General features: G+C 62.8%; 17 protein-coding genes. 12 read left to right on the plus strand and 5 right to left on the minus strand.

Annotated features, from left to right (window positions below; translation table 11 throughout):
• Nucleotides 1–275 precede the first annotated feature (275 nt).
• From JQ600_RS04205 to JQ600_RS04255, 11 genes are all read left to right on the plus strand, one after another.
• Complete coding sequence (locus JQ600_RS04205; protein ID WP_212489697.1) at nt 276–1,535, plus strand: MFS transporter; 1,260 nt, start codon at nt 276–278, stop codon at nt 1,533–1,535.
• Between the two features lie 278 nt (nt 1,536–1,813).
• Nucleotides 1,814–2,659 (plus strand): outer membrane protein, encoded by an 846-nt coding sequence (locus JQ600_RS04210; protein ID WP_212269232.1) that lies wholly within the window; start codon nt 1,814–1,816, stop codon nt 2,657–2,659.
• A gap of 312 nt (nt 2,660–2,971) precedes the next feature.
• Nucleotides 2,972–3,787, plus strand: coding sequence for an outer membrane protein (locus JQ600_RS04215; RefSeq protein WP_212269231.1), 816 nt, complete (start codon nt 2,972–2,974; stop codon nt 3,785–3,787).
• Nucleotides 3,788–3,902: 115 nt separating this feature from the next.
• Nucleotides 3,903–4,493: a glutathione S-transferase family protein gene (locus JQ600_RS04220; protein ID WP_212269230.1), complete on the plus strand. Its 591-nt coding sequence runs from the start codon at nt 3,903–3,905 to the stop codon at nt 4,491–4,493.
• A gap of 17 nt (nt 4,494–4,510) precedes the next feature.
• A complete protein-coding gene (locus JQ600_RS04225) occupies nt 4,511–4,981 on the plus strand; it encodes a GNAT family N-acetyltransferase (protein ID WP_212390449.1) in 471 nt (156 codons plus the stop codon).
• 175 nt (nt 4,982–5,156) lie between these two features.
• Entirely contained in the window at nt 5,157–5,369 is a 213-nt protein-coding gene (locus tag JQ600_RS04230; RefSeq protein ID WP_212390448.1) for a hypothetical protein, read from the plus strand.
• Nucleotides 5,370–5,448: 79 nt separating this feature from the next.
• The gene (locus JQ600_RS04235; RefSeq protein ID WP_212207237.1) at nt 5,449–6,621 is read left to right on the plus strand and encodes a phosphoserine transaminase; all 1,173 of its coding nucleotides are present in this window, start codon (nt 5,449–5,451) and stop codon (nt 6,619–6,621) included.
• A 150-nt stretch (nt 6,622–6,771) separates the two neighbouring features.
• The gene (gene serA, locus JQ600_RS04240; RefSeq protein ID WP_212269227.1) at nt 6,772–8,361 is read left to right on the plus strand and encodes a phosphoglycerate dehydrogenase; all 1,590 of its coding nucleotides are present in this window, start codon (nt 6,772–6,774) and stop codon (nt 8,359–8,361) included.
• A 189-nt stretch (nt 8,362–8,550) separates the two neighbouring features.
• Nucleotides 8,551–10,524: a methyl-accepting chemotaxis protein gene (locus JQ600_RS04245; protein ID WP_212489698.1), complete on the plus strand. Its 1,974-nt coding sequence runs from the start codon at nt 8,551–8,553 to the stop codon at nt 10,522–10,524.
• A 339-nt stretch (nt 10,525–10,863) separates the two neighbouring features.
• Nucleotides 10,864–12,501, plus strand: coding sequence for a mucoidy inhibitor MuiA family protein (locus JQ600_RS04250; protein ID WP_312011068.1), 1,638 nt, complete (start codon nt 10,864–10,866; stop codon nt 12,499–12,501).
• A gap of 186 nt (nt 12,502–12,687) precedes the next feature.
• On the plus strand, nt 12,688–13,524 hold the full coding sequence (locus tag JQ600_RS04255; RefSeq protein WP_212489699.1) for an enoyl-CoA hydratase-related protein: 837 nt from the start codon (nt 12,688–12,690) through the stop codon (nt 13,522–13,524).
• Between the two features lie 188 nt (nt 13,525–13,712).
• Here JQ600_RS04255 and JQ600_RS04260 read toward each other — a convergent pair whose 3' ends face one another.
• From JQ600_RS04260 to JQ600_RS36680, 5 genes are all read right to left on the minus strand, one after another.
• Nucleotides 13,713–15,068, minus strand: coding sequence for an esterase-like activity of phytase family protein (locus JQ600_RS04260; protein ID WP_212269224.1), 1,356 nt, complete (start codon nt 15,066–15,068; stop codon nt 13,713–13,715).
• A 141-nt stretch (nt 15,069–15,209) separates the two neighbouring features.
• Nucleotides 15,210–16,010 (minus strand): heme ABC transporter ATP-binding protein, encoded by an 801-nt coding sequence (locus JQ600_RS04265; RefSeq protein WP_212390444.1) that lies wholly within the window; start codon nt 16,008–16,010, stop codon nt 15,210–15,212.
• Nucleotides 16,007–17,110: an iron ABC transporter permease gene (locus JQ600_RS04270; protein WP_212390443.1), complete on the minus strand. Its 1,104-nt coding sequence runs from the start codon at nt 17,108–17,110 to the stop codon at nt 16,007–16,009. The genes JQ600_RS04265 and JQ600_RS04270 overlap by 4 nt, the downstream gene beginning before the upstream one ends.
• Entirely contained in the window at nt 17,107–18,060 is a 954-nt protein-coding gene (locus tag JQ600_RS04275; RefSeq protein ID WP_212390442.1) for a hemin ABC transporter substrate-binding protein, read from the minus strand. The genes JQ600_RS04270 and JQ600_RS04275 overlap by 4 nt, the downstream gene beginning before the upstream one ends.
• Nucleotides 18,061–18,066: 6 nt before the next feature.
• Nucleotides 18,067–18,273 carry a hemin uptake protein HemP gene (locus JQ600_RS36680; RefSeq protein WP_249133696.1) on the minus strand — a complete coding sequence of 69 codons (207 nt, stop codon included), beginning with the start codon at nt 18,271–18,273 and terminating at the stop codon, nt 18,067–18,069.
• A 261-nt stretch (nt 18,274–18,534) separates the two neighbouring features.
• Here JQ600_RS36680 and JQ600_RS04285 point away from each other — a divergent pair, with 261 nt between their 5' ends.
• Nucleotides 18,535–20,910, plus strand: coding sequence for a TonB-dependent hemoglobin/transferrin/lactoferrin family receptor (locus JQ600_RS04285; protein ID WP_212269220.1), 2,376 nt, complete (start codon nt 18,535–18,537; stop codon nt 20,908–20,910).
• The last annotated feature ends 32 nt before the right edge of the window (nt 20,911–20,942 follow it).

The raw sequence follows: 20,942 nt of genomic DNA on the forward strand, positions 1-20,942 counted from the left end.
CTCCCCTTGTGGGAGAAGGTGGCGCGAAGCGCCGGATGAGGGGTATCTATCCGTAGAGGGATTTTTATCCGCGGAGACAGACCCCTCACCCGTCCGCGATGCTTCGCATCGCGTCCACCCAAGAGCGAGCTTCGCTCGTCTCGGCTCCCACAAGGGGAGAGGGGAAGAGCCGCACCCCAACGCATCGCAGCCATTAGCTATTGATGCTGGTCGCCGCCATGCGCGCGGCGTAGGAACGGGCATTATTCACCAGTCGATATTCGGGAATCGCGCCCTTGAACAAGCCCGTCACCGTCTCCGAGGAAGCGCTCACTGCGCCCGTGGTGGTGCCCGACGTGTCGCCGGCGCTCGCCGCCAAGGTGGTAGCCGCAGGGCCGGCCTATGTCGTGCTGGCCGGGATCAGCTTCTCGCACTTCCTCAACGACACCATGCAGTCCCTGATTGCGTCGGTCTATCCGATCCTGAAGGACAATTACGCGCTGGACTATGCGCAGATCGGCCTGATCACGCTGGCGTTCCAGTTCACCGCGTCGCTGCTGCAGCCGCTGGTCGGGCACTTCACCGACAAGAAGGCGCAGCCGTTCTCGCTCGCGATCGGCATGGGGTTCACATTCTTCGGCCTGCTGCTGCTCAGCGTTGCGCATCAATACACGATCATTCTGATCGCGGCTTCGCTGGTCGGATTGGGATCGGCCGTGTTCCATCCGGAATCGGCGAGGATCGCGCGGCTTGCCTCGGGCGGGCGCTATGGCTTTGCGCAATCGGTGTTTCAATTGGGCGGCAGTTTCGGCACCTCGATGGGGCCGGTGCTGGCGGCGTTGATCGTGGTGCCGTTCGGCCAGCCCAGCATCGCCTGGTTTTCCTCGATCGCGTTTCTGGCGATCGTGACCCTGTGGCGGATCGGCGTCTGGTACCGGCCGCAGATCACGACGAAGAAGTCCGCCGTGGTCGAACGGCATCCGGATGCGCCGGACGCGCGCCGCGTCAAGATCGCACTCGTGGTGCTGGTGGCGCTGCTGTTTTCAAAACAGCTCTACGTGTCGAGCCTGTCCAGCTATTACATCTTCTATCTGATCGACAAGTTTGGCGTCTCGACCCAGGCGGCCCAGCTCTATCTCTTCATCTTTCTCGCCGCCAATGCCGCAGGCGCGTTCTTCGGCGGGCCGCTCGGCGACCGCTATGGCCGCAAATACGTCCTCTGGTTCTCGATCCTCGGCGCGCTGCCGTTCACATTGGCGCTGCCCTATGCCGGCCTGTTTGGAAGTGCGGTGCTGACTGTCATCATCGGGTTGATCCTGTCCTCGGCGACGTCGTCGATCATCGTGTTCGCGCAGGAGCTGATGCCGCATCGCTTCGGAATGATTTCCGGCGTGTTCTTCGGCGTCGCCTTCGGCATCGGCGGGCTCGGGGCGGCGGTGCTCGGCAAGCTTGCCGATCACACCGGCATCGCCTTTGTCTATCATCTCTGCGCCTACCTGCCGGCGCTCGGCCTGCTCGCCGTGTTCCTGCCGAAGATGCCGAAGCTCGCGCGTTAACGAAGCGTTTGCAAACGGCGCGGGCAAGCAAGCGGGTAGGTCAGCATCCGTGTCATTTCCGTCAACACATCGTTAGGATGTATGGCGGTTTCGCCATTTTCTGTGCTGCAAATGCATCAGCTTGCATTGTGCGAACACGTGCTGGCCGAAATATTCGGAGATTATCAACCTTAAAAATTAGGGTTAAGCGCCGCTTAAGCATTTGCTGGCATCGTCCGCTCGTGAGTTTTTGATGTGAGGCCTCCGCAGTCGCCTCACCGGACAAAAGGACGAAGCCAATGCGTAGCGTTAAGTCTCTTCTTGCCGCCGGAGCGGCATCCCTGTTGTCGTCGGTTGCCTTCGCCGCGGACATGCCTTCGATCGCACCGCCACCTCCGATGGCCTATGCACCGGCTCCGGCGCAGGATTTCGGTGGCTGGTATCTGCGCGGCGATATCGGTATGACCAACACCCAGAGCAAGCTGCACGTCAACGCCTACGACACCCTGCCGGCCAATACGGTTTGGAGTCAGAACGGCCATGGCTTCGACAGCGGCACGCTGTACGGCGTCGGTGTCGGCTACCAGTTCAACAGCTGGTTCCGTGCTGACATCACCGGCGAGTATCGCTCGAAGGTCAGCTTCAAGGGCACGGACTTCTTCATGTTCAATCCCGGCGGCGGGCTCGCTGATGCCTACAACGGCGGCTACAAGAGCTGGGTCGGAATGGTCAACGGTTACGTCGACCTCGGTACCTGGTGGTGCATCACGCCGTTCATCGGTGCCGGCTTCGGCGCAGCCACCATCAAGACCACCGGCTTTAGCGATGTCGCGACGTTCCCGGCGTTCGATGGCCGCGCCAGTTCGTACTTCGCTGAAGGCGCGAGCAAGACCAACTTCGCATGGGCCGTGCACGCCGGTCTTGCCTACAAGGTCAGCAACAACTTCACGGTCGAACTGGCGTACCGCTACCTCGACATGGGTACCGGCATCCACGGCCAGGGCCGCTTCTTCGATGGCACGCCCGCCGGTACCTCGACCTTCCAGTACCGCGACATGACCTCGCATGACCTCAAGCTCGGCGTGCGCTGGAACCTGGAAAGCCCGCAGGTCTATGCGCCGGCGCCGCTGATGCGCAAAGGTTAATTGCGACTTCCATCTGTTAAGGATTGAGAACGGCGCGGGATCTTCCCGCGCCGTTTTGCTTTTGGCGCGGCGCACCTAGAGCTTCGCTTCTGATTGAATCAGAACCGAAGCTCTAGACTCTTGTTTTGACGCGTTTTCTTCACGCGAACCGGTATCCACTTCGCTCGAAAACGCTCTGGCGCCTGTCGCAGGCACGCGATGCGTTTGGCTTTTTCCCGCAAGATCACGTCTCATCGGAGCCTGCGATAACGATTGGTTAGGGTTAACGAGCCATGATCAACGCAAGTTAGAGTTGTTCGATGGAGTGTTGCGATGCGTCGTTTTTTGCTGGTGGCGGTGATGTGTGGCGCGGTGACCGGCGCGCAGGCGGCCGATATGCCGGACTATCTCCGCGGCAGTTTCACCGACGGGCTGAGCAGAAGCAGCGTCAACTGGTCGGGCGTCTATGTCGGCGGCCATGTCTCGCATGGCGCGGCGGACATGGACTTCACCAATTCCGGCCAGGATTTGCTCGCCAAGCTCCTGAACAATCTCGATCTGGAATCGCAGTTCAACATTTCGCAATGGCCTCTGCTCGGGAAGTCCCATATGCAGAGCAGCGGCTACGGCGGGTTCGTCGGATATAATTTTCAGTGGAGCGAAGCCCTCATCGGTATCGAGCTGAACTATACCCACGGCAACTTCTTCGGTGCCAACAGCGGTTCCCAGGGTCGCTCGTTCCAATACCCCACCGATTACATATCGACAGCGCGCGTGTCCTCGAGCGCCTCGATGAAGATCACCGATTACGGCTCGTTGCGGGTACGTGGCGGATATGCCATCGACAGCTTTCTGCCATATGGATTCGTCGGCGTTGCGATGGGGCAGGCGAATATCAATCGCAGGGCCGATGCCAGCATTGATTATCTCTATGTCGGCACGAACGGACTTCCCAATTACTCTGCAGCCGGTTTCTTGACGGACAACGCCAATTCCAAGTTCATCACAGGATTTGCCGGCGGTCTCGGCATCGACATGATGCTGTATGCTGGTCTTTTCCTGCGCGCCGAGTGGGAATATCTCCGGTTCACCTCCAGTGTCGATACCACCGTCAACACGGTGCGCGCGGGCCTCGGCTACAAGTTCTGATGGGCTACAGGCTCAGACTTAGCCTCAGACTTGGCCTGGTCCGTCGTCGATCCTGATACCGTTGACAGATTTGCCGCGGGCTGTTGCACTGTCGCCATAACGAGGGCGACCGCGCATGAAAATCTACGGCGATACCAATTCCGGCAACTGCCTGAAGGTGAAGTGGGTGTGCGACAAACTCGCGCTGCCCTATAGCTGGGTTGCGATCGATACGCTCAAGAGCCAAACCCGCACGACCGAGTTCCTCAAGCTCAACTATGCCGGCCAGGTGCCGGCCGTCGAATTCGACGACGGCCGCACGCTGGCGCAGTCCAACGCCATCATCCGCTATCTCGCCCGCGGCAGCGACCTCATTCCAGCGGATGCGTTCGCCGCCGCGAAGATGGACGAATGGCTGTTCTGGGAACAATACAGCCACGAGCCCTATATCGCGGTCTGCCGTTTCCAGATGTTCTATCTCGGGAAATCTGCCTCCGATCTCGACCCCGACAAGGTCAAGCGCGGCTATGCGGCGCTGGCGCGGATGGAGCACCAGCTCGCCATCACGCCGTTCCTGGTCGGCGACGCCGTCTCGCTCGCCGACGTTTCGCTGCTGGCCTATACAAGGCTGGCGCATGAAGGCGGCTTCCATCTCGACGGCTATGCCGCCGTGCGCCGCTGGATCGGCGAGACCGAAAAATCGCTCGGCCTGCCGCCGGCGCGCTGAATTCACCGGAAAACCCCATGGCCACCGTTTCGCAAGTCACCATCCGTCGCGCGCGCCGTGACGACATCGCCGTCATCGTCGCCATGCTGGCGGACGATCCGCTCGGTGGCCCGCGCGAGCGGCTCGAAGATCCGCTGCCGCAAGCCTATTTCGACGCGTTCGAACGCGTCGCGGGCGACCGGAATATCCAGATCGTGGTCGCCGAGGATGGCAAGGGCGCTGTCGTCGGCTGCCTGCAGCTGTGCATCCTGCCCGGCCTGAGTTCGCAGGGCGCCTCGCGCGGTTTGCTCGAGGATGTCCGCGTCGCCAGCCATTGCCGCAGCCGGGGCATTGGCGAGCAGTTGGTGCAATGGGCGGTTTCAGAAGCGCGCGCCAAGGGCTGCAAGCTGGTGGAACTGCTGACGCATCATACGCGCGTGGATGCGCAACGGTTTTATGAACGGCTTGGATTCGCGCGCAGCCATCTCGGCATGACCTTGAGATTCTGATGCTTTATTCTTGTGCAGCTGCGTCACGACGCAGGCAATTGCCGATGGTCGTTCTGACTCTGCGATCCCGTTAACAGGCGATAAACTACCTCGACCTCCGTGATTTTACGGAGAGGAACGTCTCCGCTATGTCAGCGTCTCCCATGGGGCCGTGGGCAACTCTGGGGGATTTTCGATGAAGGATTATTCGATCGTGCGGATCGGCAATGAATATGTCGTGCAGGCCGGCGAAAAAAGCGTTCTGAAAACTTCGAGCCGGCGAATGGCCGCCAGGCTGATCAACGATGCGGCTGGACTGCTGGAGCAGCAGCCGGTCTCGTCCACAGCTGTCGATGTTTCAATCACCTGTGATGTCAGGGACATATCGGAAGCGCCCGAAGTTCCTTGACGATCGGGCACGATTCCCCTAATCACCGCCGCGGGACACCTCCCCCCAACGGGAGGCTTGCTATCTGGAAGGATAGAATATGACCGTAGCGAAGCCCGCTTCGCGGCCAAATGTGCCGCATTTCTCCTCCGGCCCCTGTGCCAAGCGCCCCGGCTGGAACCCCGCAAATCTCAAGGACGCAGCGCTCGGCCGTTCGCATCGCGCGAAGGTCGGCAAGGCCAAGCTCAAGCTCGCGATCGAATTGACGCGCGAAGTGCTTGAAGTGCCGGCCGGTTACAAGATCGGCATCGTGCCGGCGTCCGATACCGGCGCGGTCGAAATGGCGCTGTGGTCGTTACTCGGCGCGCGCCCCGTCACCACCATCGCCTGGGAATCCTTCGGCGAAGGCTGGGTCAGCGATATCGTCAAGGAACTGAAGCTCAAGGACGTCACCAAGCTGCACGCCGGCTATGGTGAAATCCCCGATCTTTCCAAGGCCGATCCCGCCTCCGACATCGTCTTCACCTGGAACGGCACCACTTCCGGCGTGCGCGTGCCCAATGCCGACTGGATCAAGGCCGACCGCGAAGGCCTCACCATCTGCGACGCAACGTCCGCCGCTTTCGCGCAGCCGCTCGATTTCGCAAAGCTCGATGTGGTGACGTTCTCCTGGCAGAAGGCGCTGGGCGGCGAGGCCGCGCACGGCATGCTGATCCTCTCGCCGCGTGCGGTGGAGCGGCTGGAGACCTACAAGCCGGCGTGGCCGCTGCCAAAAATCTTCCGCCTGACCAAGGGCGGCAAGCTCAATGAAGGCATCTTCGAAGGCGAGACCATCAACACGCCGTCGATGCTGTGCGTCGAGGATTATCTCGATGCGCTGAACTGGGCGAAATCGATCGGTGGCCTCAAGGCCCTGATCGCGCGCGCTGATGCCAACACCAAGGCGCTGGCCGACTGGAAGGCCAGGACGCCGTGGATCGACTTCCTGGCCAAGGATCCGGCGATCCGCTCCAACACTTCGGTGTGCCTGAAGTTCGTCGATCCCGCGATCACCTCGCTGACGGCGGACGCGCAGGCCGACTTCTCCAAGAAGCTGGTCGCGCTGGTGGAGAAGGAAGGCGCCGGCTACGACTTCGCCTACTACCGCGATGCGCCGGCGGGCCTGCGGATCTGGTGCGGCGCCACCGTGGAAGCGTCCGACGTCGCGCTGCTGACGCAGTGGATCGACTGGGCGTTCGCCGAGACCAAGGCCGCGTTGCCGAAGGCTGCTTAAGCTAGCGTCGTCTCACATCGTCATGGCCGGGCTTGACCCGGCCATCCATCGAAAAAGAAGATGGACCCGCGGATCTCAAGCGCGAAGACGCGCTTCGTGCTTTAGCCCGCGGGTGACGACATCAGTACATCGCCCATAGGGATCACACCAATGTCCAAACCCAAAGTCCTCATCTCCGACGCGCTGTCGCCCGCCGCCGTTCAGATCTTCAAGGACCGCGGCATCGATGTCGACTTCCAGCCCAATCTCGGCAAGGACAAGGACAAGCTCGCCGAGATCATCGGCAATTATGATGGGCTTGCGATCCGCTCCGCGACCAAGGCGACCGCCAAGATCATCGAGAAGGCCAAGAAGCTGAAGGTTATCGGCCGCGCCGGCATCGGCGTCGACAATGTCGAGATTCCCGCCGCGACCGCCAAGGGCATCATCGTGATGAACACGCCGTTCGGCAATTCGATCACGACCGCCGAACACGCGATTACCCTGATGCTGGCGCTGGCACGCGAGATTCCGCAGGCCGATGCCTCGACGCAGGCCGGCAAGTGGGAGAAGAACCGCTTCATGGGTGTCGAGATCACGGCCAAGACGCTCGGCGTGGTCGGCTGCGGCAATATCGGCGCGATCGTCGCCGACCGCGGGCTCGGCCTGCGCATGAAGGTGATCGCCTTCGATCCGTTCCTGTCGCCGGAGCGCGCCAAGGACATCGGCGTCGAAAAGGTCGAGCTCGACGATCTCTTGAAGCGCGCCGATTTCATCACGCTGCATACGCCGCTGACCGAGAAGACAAAAAACATCATCGACGCGGGAGCCATCGCCAAGATGAAGAAGGGCGTACGCATCATCAACTGCGCCCGCGGCGGCCTGGTCGACGAGCAGGCGCTGGTCGATGCCCTGAATTCCAAGCATGTCGCGGGCGCCGCCTTCGACGTTTTCATCGAGGAACCCGCTACCTCGAACGTGCTGTTCGGCCATCCCAACGTGATCTGCACGCCGCATCTCGGCGCCTCCACCACCGAAGCCCAGGAGAACGTCGCACTGCAGGTCGCCGAGCAGATGTCGGATTACCTGTTGACCGGCGCGATCTCCAACGCCGTCAATTTCCCCTCGATCACCGCCGAAGAGGCGCCGAAGCTGAAGCCGTTCATTGAACTGGCCGAGAAGCTCGGCTCGTTCGCGGGCCAGCTCACCGAGAGCGGCATCCTCAAGGTGCAGATCACCTATGAGGGCCATGTCGCCGAAATGAAGATCAAGGCGATCACCTCGGCGGTGCTGTCCGGCCTGCTGCGGCCGATGCTGGGCGACGTCAACGTGGTCTCGGCGCCGGTTGTCGCCAAGGAGCGCGGCATGGTGGTCGACGAGATCGTGCGCGCGGCGCAGAGCGATTACGAAAGCCTGATCACCGTCACCGTCGTCACCGAACGCCAGGAGCGTTCGGTGTCGGGTACCGTCTATCACGACGGCAAGCCGCGGCTGGTCGATATCAAGGGCATCCGCGTCGATGCCGAGTTCGGCAAGTCGATGATCTACGTCACCAACGAGGACAAGCCCGGCTTCATCGGCAGCTTTGCCGGTTTGCTCGGCGACGCCAAGATCAACATCGCGACCTTCCATCTCGGCCGCGTCAAGCAGGGCGGCGACGCCATCGCGCTGGTGGAAATCGACGGTGAAATCCCGGCCGACGTGCTCGCCAAGGTGCAGGCACTGCCGCAGGTGAAGCAGGCCAAGGCGTTGGTTTTCTGACGACGTCTTTGCACAGTAGCGTGCATATGTTTGAGGTGGCGGTCTCTTAGCCACCTCATATGCCCGCTACCAGACATTGCAGTACGTAATTTTACCTGCTCCGATATTTACAAAAGTTGCATTAGCCGGCGCTACAACTGCGTGAGCAGGCTTCCTGATTCTCGAAGCCGGCCTCATCAGGGGATCAGCATGCGGCCTTTTTCTCTACGTCTCGCGCACAAGATCACGGCGATCGGGGTTATCGGCGTTATCGGTGTCGTCCTGATCGGCGGCATCCATATGTATGGCGAAAAGGCCATGGCGGTATACCGCGATGCCGCCGACAACGCGCGCACCATCGCGGAGTTGAACAGCAAGATCGAAGTCGAATTGCTGGAAGGCCGCCGCGCCGAAAAGGATTTCCTGCTGCGCAATGACGCGAAGAAGGCGGACGGCCAGATCGAGATTGCCAAAGCCGTTGCTGCCGATATCGATACGCTGCACGGCAAGATCGTCGCCGTCGGCAAGCCCGAATTGGCCCGCCAGATCGAGGCCATGAGCGCCTCTCTGAAAAAATACCAGACTCATTTCACCGCGGTCGTCGAGCAGAAGCGCCAGCTTGGCCTCGACGAAAAATCCGGCCTTGAAGGGCGGCTGCGCGCGTCGGTGCATGGTATCGAATCGCAGGTCGAGCAGCTGAAAGAATCTGCGCTGCTGATCACCATGCTGACGATGCGCCGGCACGAGAAGGATTTCATGCTGCGGCGTGACCGCAAATATGGCGACGAGATGAAAAAGCGGAATGCGGAGTTCGTCGCTGGACTGGACGCTGCTAATATTCCGGAAGCCGCGAAGGTCGAGCTCAAGCAGAAGCTCGCCGACTATCAGCGCGATTTCCAGGCCTGGATGGAGCAGGCCTTGAAACTGGCCGAAGAGCTGAAGGCGATGTCTGAATCGTTCGCCGCGGTCGAACCCGTCATCGATGCGGTGTCGGCATCGGTCAACGGTATCAGGACCGAGGCCGACCGCTTGAACGTTGCGCAACGTGACAGCATTCAGAGGACGATCGAAATCGCCATCCTTCTGATCGCAGTTGTGGTGATGGGGGCGGGATTGTTCATCGGCCGGTCGGTTTCAAAACCGCTGTCGGCGATGAGGGCGGCCATGATTGAGCTTGCCAAGGGTAATTTCGCGATCGTGCTGCCGGGTCTTGGCCGCGCCGACGAGATCGGGGAAATCGCGCAAGCCGTGGAAACCTTCAAGGTCAACGCCGAGCAGAAGGCACGCGACGAGGCGGATGCCAAGATCAGGCAGGACCGGATCGCCGCCCAGGAGCGCAAGGCCGACATGATCAGAATGGCGGATGCGTTCGAAGGCGCGGTCGGCGAGATCGTCGAGACGGTGTCGTCCGCATCGACCGAGCTGGAAGCTTCGGCCGGCGTGTTGACATCGACCGCCACCCGTTCGCAGGAATTGACCACCATGGTCGAAGCCGCTTCTGAAGAAGCCTCCGCCAATGTGCAGTCGGTGGCTTCCGCCACCGAGGAGCTGACCTCCTCGGTCAACGAGATCAGCCGTCAGGTGCAGGAATCGGCGCGCATCGCCAATGAGGCCGTCGGCCAGGCGCACCAGACCAATGATCGCGTCGGCGAATTGTCCAAGGCCGCCGCGCGTATCGGCGACGTCGTCGAACTGATCAACACCATCGCGGGACAGACCAATTTGCTGGCGCTCAACGCGACGATCGAGGCGGCGCGCGCGGGCGAAGCGGGGCGTGGTTTTGCCGTGGTGGCATCGGAGGTCAAGGCGTTGGCCGAACAGACGGCGAAGGCGACCGGCGACATTGGCCGGCAGATCGCGGGCATCCAGTCTGCGACCGAGGATTCGGTAAACGCCATCAAGGACATCAGCGGCACGATCGAGCGGCTGTCGGAGATTTCGTCGACGATCGCTTCCGCCGTGGAAGAGCAGGGCGCGGCGACGCAGGAAATTTCGCGCAACGTGCAGCAGGCGGCACTGGGAACGAGCCAGGTCAGCGCCCACATCACCGACGTCCGGCAGGGCGCCAGCGAGACGGGGGCGGCCTCGGAGCAGGTGCACTCGGCGGCGCAATCGCTGTCGGGCGACAGCAACCGCCTGAAGCTCGAAGTCGGCAAATTCCTGAACTCGGTGCGGGCGGCCTGACACCGCCACCGATTTCAGCTGTGGACGATCGCTGCCGGCCCTGAACCGGCCGTTCGCGGCGATCGTCAGCCATATCGGCCGCGATCCCGCCGCGGCGCTGCCTCACCGAAACCCCAATCGAACCAGTTCCTCCGTCGCAACGTCTCATCACCAGGGGTGGTGGGATTTTTTTGCGTCGCCGTTCAGCAGGCGGCCTTTCGGAGAGGGAAACCAATGCGATTTTTAGCCAGTAGAGCGTTTTCCAGCGAAGTGGACGCCGGTTCGTGTCAAGAAAACGCATCAAAGCAAGAATCTAGATCCCCGTTCCGATTCAATCGGAGCGGAAAAGGCTCTAGGCTTGTGACGGCCAGCCTCGTCGTGGTTGCGGCGTTGGCCGCAGCTCCAGTGCGGGCGGCCGATGTATCAGCCAGTTCGGCCGTCGACGCCGTCACCGTCTATCCCGACGGCGCCAGCATCACCCGGGTCATCACCCTCGATCTTCCGGCCGGCGACCACTCGGCCGTGCTGAAGGATTTTCCGCTGACGCTGGATCCGTCCTCGCTGCGGGTCGAGGGCGAGGCGGGGGCAAAACTCACCATTGGCGCCATCGACGCCAAGCCGCCGCGCGCGGCGCCGCCGGTCAATCTGCCCGAACTCGACAAGCGTATCGAGGCGTTGAAGGACCAGCGCGCCGATCTGCAGGGCGCGATCAATTCAGCCGCGGCGCGGCGCAAGTTCGCCGAGCGCTTTGCCGAAGCCTCGCCGGCCGGGATCGGCGACAAGGGCGAGGCGCGCCCGATTGCCGAATGGCGCGCGGCCTTTGCTGCCGTGGCCGAGGAAGTCGCCACCGCCGACAGCGCGATCCGCGATGCCGAACGCAAGCAGCGCGAGCTCGACCGCGAAATCGCGCGGCTGGAAGCCGACCGGGCGCAGAAGCCGCCGAGCAAGCTCGAGGTCCGGATCGAACTCGCCGCCGGGGCCGCAACCAAGGCCACGCTGCGGGTGACCTATGCGGTGCGCAACGCGCGCTGGACGCCGCTCTATGATGCCCGTCTCGATACCGGCGCCAAGGACCGCAAGCCCGCGCTCGAACTGGTGCGCCGCGCCGAAATCACCCAGAACACCGGCGAGGACTGGTCGAATGTCGCGCTCGCCGTCTCCACCGTGCGGACCGCGCGCGGCGGCAAGGCGCCGGACCTGAATTCGCTGATCGTGCAATATCCGCCGCCGCCGCGGGCAGCCGCATCCATCAGCGGTGGCATGGATGCCAGCAAGCCATTGGTGCGAGCCGCCCCGGCGCAACGGGCGCCAGAGTCAATGTCCGAACGCGCCGACGAGCAGCAGGCCGCAGCCGAAGTCAGCGGCTTCCAGGTGGTGTTCAGGATTCCCGGCCGTGTCAGCCTCGGCGCCAGCGAGGGAGCAAAAAGCCTGCGCGTCTCCTCTGCGATCATCGCGCCCGATCTTGCGGTTCGCGCGGTGCCGGTGCTGGACCCGACCGCGTTCCTGGAAGCCAGTTTCAAGCAGACCGAGGACGCGCCCTTGCTGCCCGGCCGTGTCTCGATCTATCGCGACGGCGTGTTCGTCGGCCGCGGCCAGATGACCGCCGCCGGCAAGGACGAAACCGTGCGGCTCGGCTTCGGCGCCGACGACAAGATCAAGATCGAGCGCACGACCGTCAAGCGCAACGAGGGTTCGGCCGGCCTGATCGTGACGACGTCGAAGACCGATGAGCGCTCGTTCAAGACCACGGTCCGTAACGGCCACGACTTCCCGATCAGAATCGCGATCGAGGATCAACTGCCGGTCAGCGAAGCCGAGGACATCCAGGTCGAGATGCTGTCGTCCTCGACGCCGCCGACCACGACCAATCTGCGCGACAAGCGTGGTGTGCTGGAATGGGCGTTCGAGGCCAAGGCCGGCGAAGTCCGCGACATCGGCTTTGCCTGGCGCGTGCGCTGGCCCAAGGACAAGGGCATCGTGATGACCCCGGCCGGCTGAGCGGCTTGAAATGAAGCGAGGTCGCGGGGTGCTGGTCTGCATCCCGCGGCCTTGCTGTCCCTGCTGACTTCCTCTCTGATACCGGCATCAAGCCGAAGGACCGCCCAACACAGTTCATTCAGGGTCGACGGGCTCAGCCCGTCACCCCTGAATGAATTGGGGTCCGCGAACAGGGAGAAGCCGCCGATGCCTTACCAACACATTCTCGTCGATGATCCCCGGCCGCGGGTCCGCCGCGTCACGCTCAATCGCCCCGAAAAGCGCAACGCGCTGAACAACCGCCTGCGGGCGGAAGTGTTCGAGGTGCTGGAGCAGGCCGACGGCGATCCTGACATTTCGATCTCGATTGTTCGCGGCGCTGGTCCCTGTTTTTCCGCAGGGTATGATCTGTCGGCGGATAACCGCGTCGACCAGCCCTATCACTCGGCCGCCGGCCCCGGCCAATGGTCGCGGCACGTCGTCGAGGGCTGGTTCGGGATTTGGGATCTTGCAAAACCGGTGGTCGCGCAGGTGCACGGCTATTGTCTCGCCGGCGGCACGGAGCTGGCGACCGCCTGCGATATCGTCTACGTCGCCGACGATGCACAAATCGGCTATCCGCCGGTGCGGCTGATGAGCCCGCCCGACATGCAGTATCACCCGTGGCTGGTCGGCATGCGCCGCGCCATGGAGCTGATGTTGACCGGCGACGCGATGTCCGGCCGCGAGGCCGCCGAATGGGGGTTTGCGACGCGGTCGTTTCCGCTCGAAGAGCTCGATGCGCGCGCGCTGGATTTCGCCGAGCGCGCCGCCAAAGTGCCGATCGAATTGCAGCAGCTCAACAAGCGCTCGGTGCACCGCGCGATGGAGATCATGGGCGCCCGCGCCGCGATGCGCGCCGGCACCGAAATCCAGGCGCTGGCGTTCACGACGGAGGCTTCCCGGAACTACATGTCGACGTTCCGCCGCGACGGTGGAAGCGTGAAATCACAGCTCGACCAGCGCGACGCGACGTTTGGGGATTATCGGACAAGGAAGGAGTAGGGCCGCTTCTTACCTCGCCCCGCTTGCGGGGAGAGGTCGGATCACATCGCAGATGTGATCCGGGTGAGGGGGTACAGGTCCAACCTTTAACACTAACTGTGTCGAGAGAGCCCCTCACCCCGACCCTCTAAGAGCGAGCTTCGCTCGTCTCGACCCCGTGAAGGACGGGGAGAGGGAGGAGTCACGGCTCACTTCGCCTTCAAAAATTCACCCACTTCCAGCAGCACGAACTCGTTGTCGTCGGCCTTGTTGGGATCGCGGCTCGAGGAGAACGGCAGGTTGTTGTCGTTGCCGACGATGATGTGCGTGTCGTCGACGCGGTCGACGTTCTCGATGGTGAAAAACGGGAACGTTAGCACGCCGTCATTGAGCGGCTTCCTTGCCTTCTTGTCGGGATCGCGGATTTTCATCAGGTCGATATAGGCGATCTTGCGCACCGGCTTGCCGGCGTTGGCGTCGTTAAGCTCGACCTTGTAGACGCGCTTGAATTTGGCCAGGTCCGGGAAGCAGTTTTCACCGCGGGTGCCTTGCGGGCAGGCCTTGTCCGCGGTGCCTTCGCCATTGTCGCGCTCGATGATCAGGCCGGAGGAGGCATCGATCATGTTGAAATCGCCGATCGCGTGGCCGTTGGCCTCGAACACATAGTGCCAGTAGCGCCCGGTGAATTTTTCCGCCGCGACGTCGAATTCGAGGATTCGCGCGGCTTCCTTGCCGTCGACCTTTTCAACATCCTTTTTCTCGGCATCCCATAGCGGGCCTTCCAGCAGGCCGTAGAGGAACTTGCCGTCCTTCGATCCGCCAAAGCCTTCATAGCCCTTGGAGCGGCGCAGGTTGACAGTGGTGTAGCTGGCTCCGGGCGCGCCCGGCGACTGCACCGACCAGTGATCGGGCGACCGCACCGGCTTGCCGTCGGCGGTGGTGTCGAACACGGCGAGCACTTTCCCGGTCTTGTCGGCTTTCAGGATGTAGGGACCGAATTCATCGCCGATCCAGAAGGTGTCGCCGATGATCTGGAAACCTTCGGTGTCGAAGTCGGCGCCGGTGAGGTAGCGCTTGGCGGTGGCTTCGTGGACGATGCGGAACGGCACCTTCTTTTCGGGGTCATGCAGGAAGACGGTTTCCTGGCGGTCGATCTTGCCGGTCGTCCAGTCGATCTTGTGTCGATTGAGATACAGCATCGAGTCGGCGGAGTTATAGCGCGAGCCCATGCCGTTGTCGGTGAGCACCCAGAACGAACCATCTGCCATCACCTTGATGCCGGAATGGCCCTGCAGCGGCTGGCCCTTGAAGGGCAGCGAGACGCCGGTCGGGCGCTCATAGGATTTTCCCATCACGCTGCCGACGGCATCCACGCGGCGACCGGTGGTGTATTTGCCTGATGTCTTGAGATCATCAGGCGCGTCGGCGGGGGCCTCGACAAAGGATTGCGCGGGGAGGACGGCGTGGCCCTTCAGCGTGGCGGGAAACTCGCCTTCGCCTTGCGCAAACGCGGCACCTGTAGCCAGAAAGACAGAGGCGACGGAACAGAGCAGTGACATGCGCATGGTAAGATCTCCTGTGAGAAGCGATGCCGTGTTCTCGGAGGACCTTGCAACAGCCATCTGACAGTTTTGTGAAACGCCGGTGATGCCGTTGGATAATCGTGCGGCCTTACGCCGCCCGCGCGCACGAGGATCCTTGGGCGGCTACCGGGTCGCGACCGGTCGCATGGTTTGCGGCAGCAGGAACGGTACGCCATGGTCGGTATATTCGACCGTGACATCCACCTCGAAGATGCGGCGGATGGTTTCGGCCGTGATGGCGTCGGTGCGGCCGCCGTCGATCGCCAGCCTGCCGCGGTGCAAGAGCACGATCCGGTCGGCGAAACGCATCGCCAGGTTGAGGTCGTGCAGCACCGCGATCACGGCGGTGCCGCCCCGCGCGCGCAGCTTGGCGGTTTCCACCAGGTCGATCTGGTGGCGCATGTCGAGGCTCGAGGTCGGCTCATCCAGGAGCAGCAATCCCGGCCCGTGCTGCGCCTCGCCGCAGGCGAGTTGCACCAGCACGCGGGCAAAATGCGCGCGCTGTTGTTCGCCGCCGGACAAAGTCGGCAATTGCCGGTGGCTGAAGCGCTCCAGCCCGACCTCGTGCAGCGCCGTCCCGACCAGCCTTTGCGCGGCGGCGCGGCTGTTGTCGCCGGCCCCCATGGCGACGATCTCTTCGACCGTGAACGGGAAGGTGACGGTGACATGCTGCGACAGCATGGCGCGATGCTGAGCCAATTGGCGCGGTCTGTAGGCGTCAATGTCGCGCCCCTTGAGTTTGACATGGCCGCGGGTCGGGCGGAGGTCGCCGGACAGCATCCGCAACAGCGTTGATTTACCCGCGCCGTTGGGCCCGACGATCGCGACCATCTCGCCGGCAGCGACGCGAAGGTCGATGGCGTCGACCAGGGTCGCGTCGCCGATCCGCAGCGAGACCGAGCGCGCTTCGAGGATCGGGTTCATAGCCCGACCAGCCCGCGCTGGCGCAGCAGCATGGCGAGGAAGAACGGCGCGCCGACCGCCGCGGTCAGGATGCCGATCGGCATTTCCGCAGGCGCAACGATGGTGCGAGCCAGCGTATCGGCGCCGACCAGCAGGATCGCACCTGATAATACCGAGGCCGGCAGCAGCAGCCGGTGCGCCGGGCCGATCACCAGCCGCAACAGATGCGGCACCACGATGCCGACAAATCCGACGACGCCGCAGATCGACACCGCGACGCCGGTCATCGCCGACACCAGCACGATCGAAATCCGCTTCAGCCGCTCGACGTCGACGCCGCTGTGAAACGCTTCGGCCTCGCCGAGCACCAGCACGTCGAGCCCGCGGCCAATCCACAGGCAGGCGATCAGGGCGAACAGAAGTACCGGCGCCAGCGTGGCGACCTTGGGCCAGGTCGCGCCGCTCAGCGATCCCAGCAGCCAGAAGGTGATGTCGCGCAACTGGCGATCGTCGGCGATGAACACCAGAAGCCCGATGCCGGCATTGGCGATGGCGGCGATCGCCAGCCCCGCCAGCAGGAAGATCGCAATCGAGGTCCGGCCCGAACGGCTGGCGATGCCGTAGAGCACGATGGTGGTCGCCAGCGAGCCGAAGAAGGCCGCGAGCGGCAGCAACTGGTTCTGCATGAAGCGCAGGCTTTCGCCGAGATGGCTGTCGGTGAACACGATCGCGCAGGCCGCCGCAAAGGCGCCGCCGCTGGAGACGCCGACGAGGGCAGGATCGGCCAGCGGATTTCGAAACAGCCCCTGCATGATGGCGCCGGACGCGGCGAGCAGGCCGCCAACCATCGCCGCCGCCGCGATCCGCGGAATCCGGATCGACCACAGCACGAGCTGATCGCGCGCCGCCAGCGGATGCGGCGACGCATCGCTCCACAGGCCGAGGGCCGCCGGAAGCCGTGACAGCGGAATTCCCGCAGCACCCATCGTGAGCGCGATCAGCGCGGCACCGGCCAGCGCCAGCAGCAACCCAACCAGCGTCAGCGTGGCGGCGGGCCGCAGCGTGGTGCCGCTGCGACGCTGTTTCGCGCCGTCCGCCTCGGCCGGTGCCGCCGCGGTCATTGCCGGCAATTTGCCGTCAGCGCGGCCGGCGTGAAGCTCGCAGCCTGCGGCGCCAGCGCCGGATAAAGCTTGACCGAGAGATCGCGCGCAGCGGCGGCGGTGCGCGGGCCGAAGCCGAGCAGATAGAGGCCTTCCATCGAGATGAAGGCCTTGTTCGTCACCACGGGCGTCATCGCGAAGGCCGGATGGACGTAGACCGCTTCGGCTTCCAGCGAATCCTTGCTGCGCTGGATCGAGAGCACGACGTCGGGCCTGGCCGCGACGATCGCCTCGTCATTGATGATCTTGTAGCCCTCATAGCTGTCGATCGCATTGACGCCGCCGGCCAGCGCGATGATTTCATTGGCCGCGGTCTTCTGGCCCGCCGCCATGGCGCGGCCGTTGAGCAGCGACATCACGAACATCACGCGCACGGGTTTTGTCACTTTGGCGCGCAGCGCACGCAGCTGCGCCAGGTCGCCGGATACCGCCGCGGTCAGGCATTCCGCCCGCGCGTCGGCGCCCATGGCGTGGCCGACCAGCTTGATCTTGTCGAGCAGGCCCTGTTCGGAAAAGGTTTCGGGCACCAGCACCAGCGGCACCTTCGCCGCCTCCAGCACGTCCATGGTTTCCTTCGGCCCAGATCCCTGCACGGCGAGCACGAGCGAAGGGTTGAGCCCGAGCACGCCCTCGGCCGAGAGCTGGCGCATATAGCCGACATTGGGTTTGTCGCGCAGCGCCGACGTCGGATAGAGGCTGGTCGCATCGACACCGGCCAGCCGGTCCTCGAAGCCCAGCGCGTAGAGGATCTCGGTGATGGCGCCGCCGATCGAAACGATCCGCGCCGGATCCGAGATCGTGACGTCGAGGTTGCGCGCGTCATGCACCGTGATGCCCGCCGCAAGCGCGGCGCCGCCAATGGCGAAGGCGCAAGTGGTGGCGAGCAGAGCGAGTGTGCGACAGATTGCCATCAGGGATCACTTGGTCAGGATCAGCTTGTTTTGCGACGTCAGCCGCAAGCGGTAATTCTCTTCGCCGTGTGCAATGATGATCTCGCGTTCGGTTGCAAACAGCTCGCGGCTGTCGAGCCGGTTGCCGCTCATGACCACCGATCGCCCCGCAACAGGGGGATCCCCTGCTTTCCCAGTGGCGTCTCCGAGTTTGTCTCCGGAAGGTGCGGCCATCTAATTCTGTTGTGCCCCAAAGAAGTTCTTATGATCCAACCTTGTATAGTTGGGCCGAAGCGCAATCCAACCGTGGCAATTTACAATAGATATAAAGTGTGCCCTGCGGTCATTGACCGTCCCGACGCCACCGCTTAACCAATTATGACAGAATGCGGGCGGGGGAGCCCGCGTTCGAAAAGTGGTAGCCAGCAAGCAGCTCGCACGTCGCGTAGCGCCCGCCAGCCAGACCCGAGAAATAGATAACAGGTTGGGGTTGTTATGGCTGACGGGGCTAGGTATCCGCGCGCCCTTCTTTTGGGTGCGTCGGTGGTGTCATTTGCATTGCTGATGGGCGATGCCGCGGTTGCGCAGACCGCGGACACGCAGGAGACCGGTCGTCCATCGGAGCGGAAAAAACAGGCCAAGCGCAAGCCCGCCAAACCGCAAGCGGAGCAGCAGGCAAGCGCGCCGGTGTTGAATGCGTACGCGCAGGTCGGCCGCGCACCGGTGCAGTCGCTCGATACCATCACGGTTGCGGCATCGAAGACCGAAGAGCGCGCGATCGACGCGCTGGCGCCGGTCAGCGTCGTGACGCTCGAACAGATCCAGGGGCGTCAGGCCTCTACGGTCGGCGATCTCCTCTACAATATCCCCGGCGTCTGGGTACAGAATCGCGGCGATGAGCCGTCCACCGCAATCAACATTCGCGGCCTGCAGGATTTCGGCCGTGTCGCCGTGGTGGTCGACGGCGCCCGGCAGAATTATCAGCGCACCGGCCATTTTGCGAACGGCTCGTTCTTCCTCAATCCCGAACTGATCGCCGGAATCGATATCGTGCGCGGCCCGACCGCGAATATCTACGGCTCCGGTGCGATCGGCGGCGTGGCCTCGTTCCGCACCAAGGACATCGAAGACGTGGTGCGGCCGGGCGAGCGCTGGGGCGTGGATGCCAAGACGATTCTTGGAACCAACTACGGCCGTGCGATGGGTTCGATCTTCGGCGGCGTTCACGTCAACCCGAACGTTGATGTATTTGCCGGCGGCACCTACAGCACGCAGGAGAACTACAAGGACGGCACCGGCTATGAGGTTGCCAATACCGGAAACCGTCTCAACAGCGGTATCGGCAAGCTGACGGTGCGCCCGGCCGACGGGCACGAGGTCAAGCTCGGGGCGATATTCCAGGAGAATATCTACAGCGTCGGCCAGCCGCCGCGCCGCGCCGGTGATCCTAATTCGACCAATGCGAACGGCACCAACAACCTCAACGGAACGTCGATCTACGCGACCAACGTGAAGAACTACACCACCACGCTCGGCTGGAAATATTCGAAGCCTGAGGACAAGTGGTTCGATTGGGACGCGAAGGTCTACTGGAACCGCACCGACAACGACCAGATCAAGACGGGACATACGACCACGACGGCATCGACCTATTGCGGCGGAGTCCCCGGAAATGCGGTCTCCGGCTGTATCGGCAGCAACCGTGGATATCTGCTCGACACTGTCGGTGTCGACGTTCACAACACGACACGTTTCGAGACCTATGACTGGCGTCACGCCGTTACCTACGGGCTCGATGCGTTCCAGGACAAGGTATCGACCGAAGACCTTCGCGGAACCTCCGAGGTTACGACTCCGGGCGGCCGGCGCACGGTGTCCGGCGGCTTCGTGCAGTGGAAGGCCAACTACACCTCGATGCTCGAAGTGGTGGGCGCTCTGCGTTACGACAATTACAAGCTGGAATCGGGGACGACGTCCTCCAGCGGCGACCGCTTGTCGCCGAAGATCACGGTCGGCCTGATGCCCCTGGCCGTGGTGACGCCCTATGTCAGCTATGCTGAAGGCTACCGCGCGCCGTCGATCACCGAGACGCTCGTCAACGGCCCGCATGCCGGCGCCACCCCGCAAGACTCGTTCTTCCGCTGTCCGTCGGGCACGCCGGGTCCCGGCGCCGATTCGACATTCTGCTTCGTGCCCAATCCGAACCTGCGGCCCGAGGTCGGTAAGACCAAGGAAATCGGCTTCAATCTGAAGAAGAACGACGTGTGGGTTGCCGGCGACAGCATCCGCGGCAAGTTCAACTTCTTCCGCAACGATATTACCGACTACATCGATCAGGTTGCGTTCGGAACGCCGGTCGTCGTTCCGGGCTTTGGTAGTTTCTTCCCGTTCCTGCAGTACCAGAACGTTGCGAGGGCCAGGATCCATGGTTTCGAGGCCGAGGCCATGTATGACGCCCAACTCTGGTTCCTCGGGGTCGCCGGAACCTTCCAGGAAGGCAAGAATCTTCAGACGAATCTCGGTTTGTACAGCGTCCCGCCGCAGAAAATCACGACAACGGCTGGTTTAAGATTCCTCGAGAATAAGCTGGTGGTCTCCGTGATGTGGACGTCGGCGAAGGCAAACAGGGACATTCCGGTGACCTATACGCCGGCAACGTCGTACGATCTCGTCAACCTGTATCTTCAATACAAGCCGACGCCCGACCTAGTCCTCAACCTCTCTGCCGAGAATATCTTCAACACGTACTACCGGCCTTACGCCATCCCGGTCGGCAGCACCGGCGACACGCAGAACGACGTGAAATGGGCGAGTGCGGGTCCTGGAATGGTCTTCAAGGGCGGTCTCAAATATCATTTCGGAGGCACCTGATCGGAGTAAGAACAACCGGCGCTCTTGTTTAA

It is taken from the genome of Bradyrhizobium sp. AUGA SZCCT0176, assembly GCF_018130145.1.
In the GTDB taxonomy this organism is placed as follows: domain Bacteria; phylum Pseudomonadota; class Alphaproteobacteria; order Rhizobiales; family Xanthobacteraceae; genus Bradyrhizobium.

Excerpts from the sequence above, each read along its gene's own strand:
- JQ600_RS04210 (WP_212269232.1), top strand. The coding sequence starts at position 1,814 with ATGCGTAGCGTTAAGTCTCTTCTTGCCGCCGGAGCGGCATCCCTGTTG.
- JQ600_RS04215 (WP_212269231.1), top strand. The coding sequence starts at position 2,972 with ATGCGTCGTTTTTTGCTGGTGGCGGTGATGTGTGGCGCGGTGACCGGC.
- JQ600_RS04220 (WP_212269230.1), top strand. The coding sequence starts at position 3,903 with ATGAAAATCTACGGCGATACCAATTCCGGCAACTGCCTGAAGGTGAAG.
- JQ600_RS04225 (WP_212390449.1), top strand. The coding sequence starts at position 4,511 with ATGGCCACCGTTTCGCAAGTCACCATCCGTCGCGCGCGCCGTGACGAC.
- JQ600_RS04230 (WP_212390448.1), top strand. The coding sequence starts at position 5,157 with ATGAAGGATTATTCGATCGTGCGGATCGGCAATGAATATGTCGTGCAG.
- JQ600_RS04235 (WP_212207237.1), top strand. The coding sequence starts at position 5,449 with ATGACCGTAGCGAAGCCCGCTTCGCGGCCAAATGTGCCGCATTTCTCC.
- serA (WP_212269227.1), top strand. The coding sequence starts at position 6,772 with ATGTCCAAACCCAAAGTCCTCATCTCCGACGCGCTGTCGCCCGCCGCC.
- JQ600_RS04245 (WP_212489698.1), top strand. The coding sequence starts at position 8,551 with ATGCGGCCTTTTTCTCTACGTCTCGCGCACAAGATCACGGCGATCGGG.
- JQ600_RS04255 (WP_212489699.1), top strand. The coding sequence starts at position 12,688 with ATGCCTTACCAACACATTCTCGTCGATGATCCCCGGCCGCGGGTCCGC.
- JQ600_RS04260 (WP_212269224.1), bottom strand. The coding sequence starts at position 15,068 with ATGCGCATGTCACTGCTCTGTTCCGTCGCCTCTGTCTTTCTGGCTACA.
- JQ600_RS04265 (WP_212390444.1), bottom strand. The coding sequence starts at position 16,010 with ATGAACCCGATCCTCGAAGCGCGCTCGGTCTCGCTGCGGATCGGCGAC.
- JQ600_RS04270 (WP_212390443.1), bottom strand. The coding sequence starts at position 17,110 with ATGACCGCGGCGGCACCGGCCGAGGCGGACGGCGCGAAACAGCGTCGC.
- JQ600_RS04275 (WP_212390442.1), bottom strand. The coding sequence starts at position 18,060 with ATGGCAATCTGTCGCACACTCGCTCTGCTCGCCACCACTTGCGCCTTC.
- JQ600_RS36680 (WP_249133696.1), bottom strand. The coding sequence starts at position 18,273 with ATGGCCGCACCTTCCGGAGACAAACTCGGAGACGCCACTGGGAAAGCA.
- JQ600_RS04285 (WP_212269220.1), top strand. The coding sequence starts at position 18,535 with ATGGCTGACGGGGCTAGGTATCCGCGCGCCCTTCTTTTGGGTGCGTCG.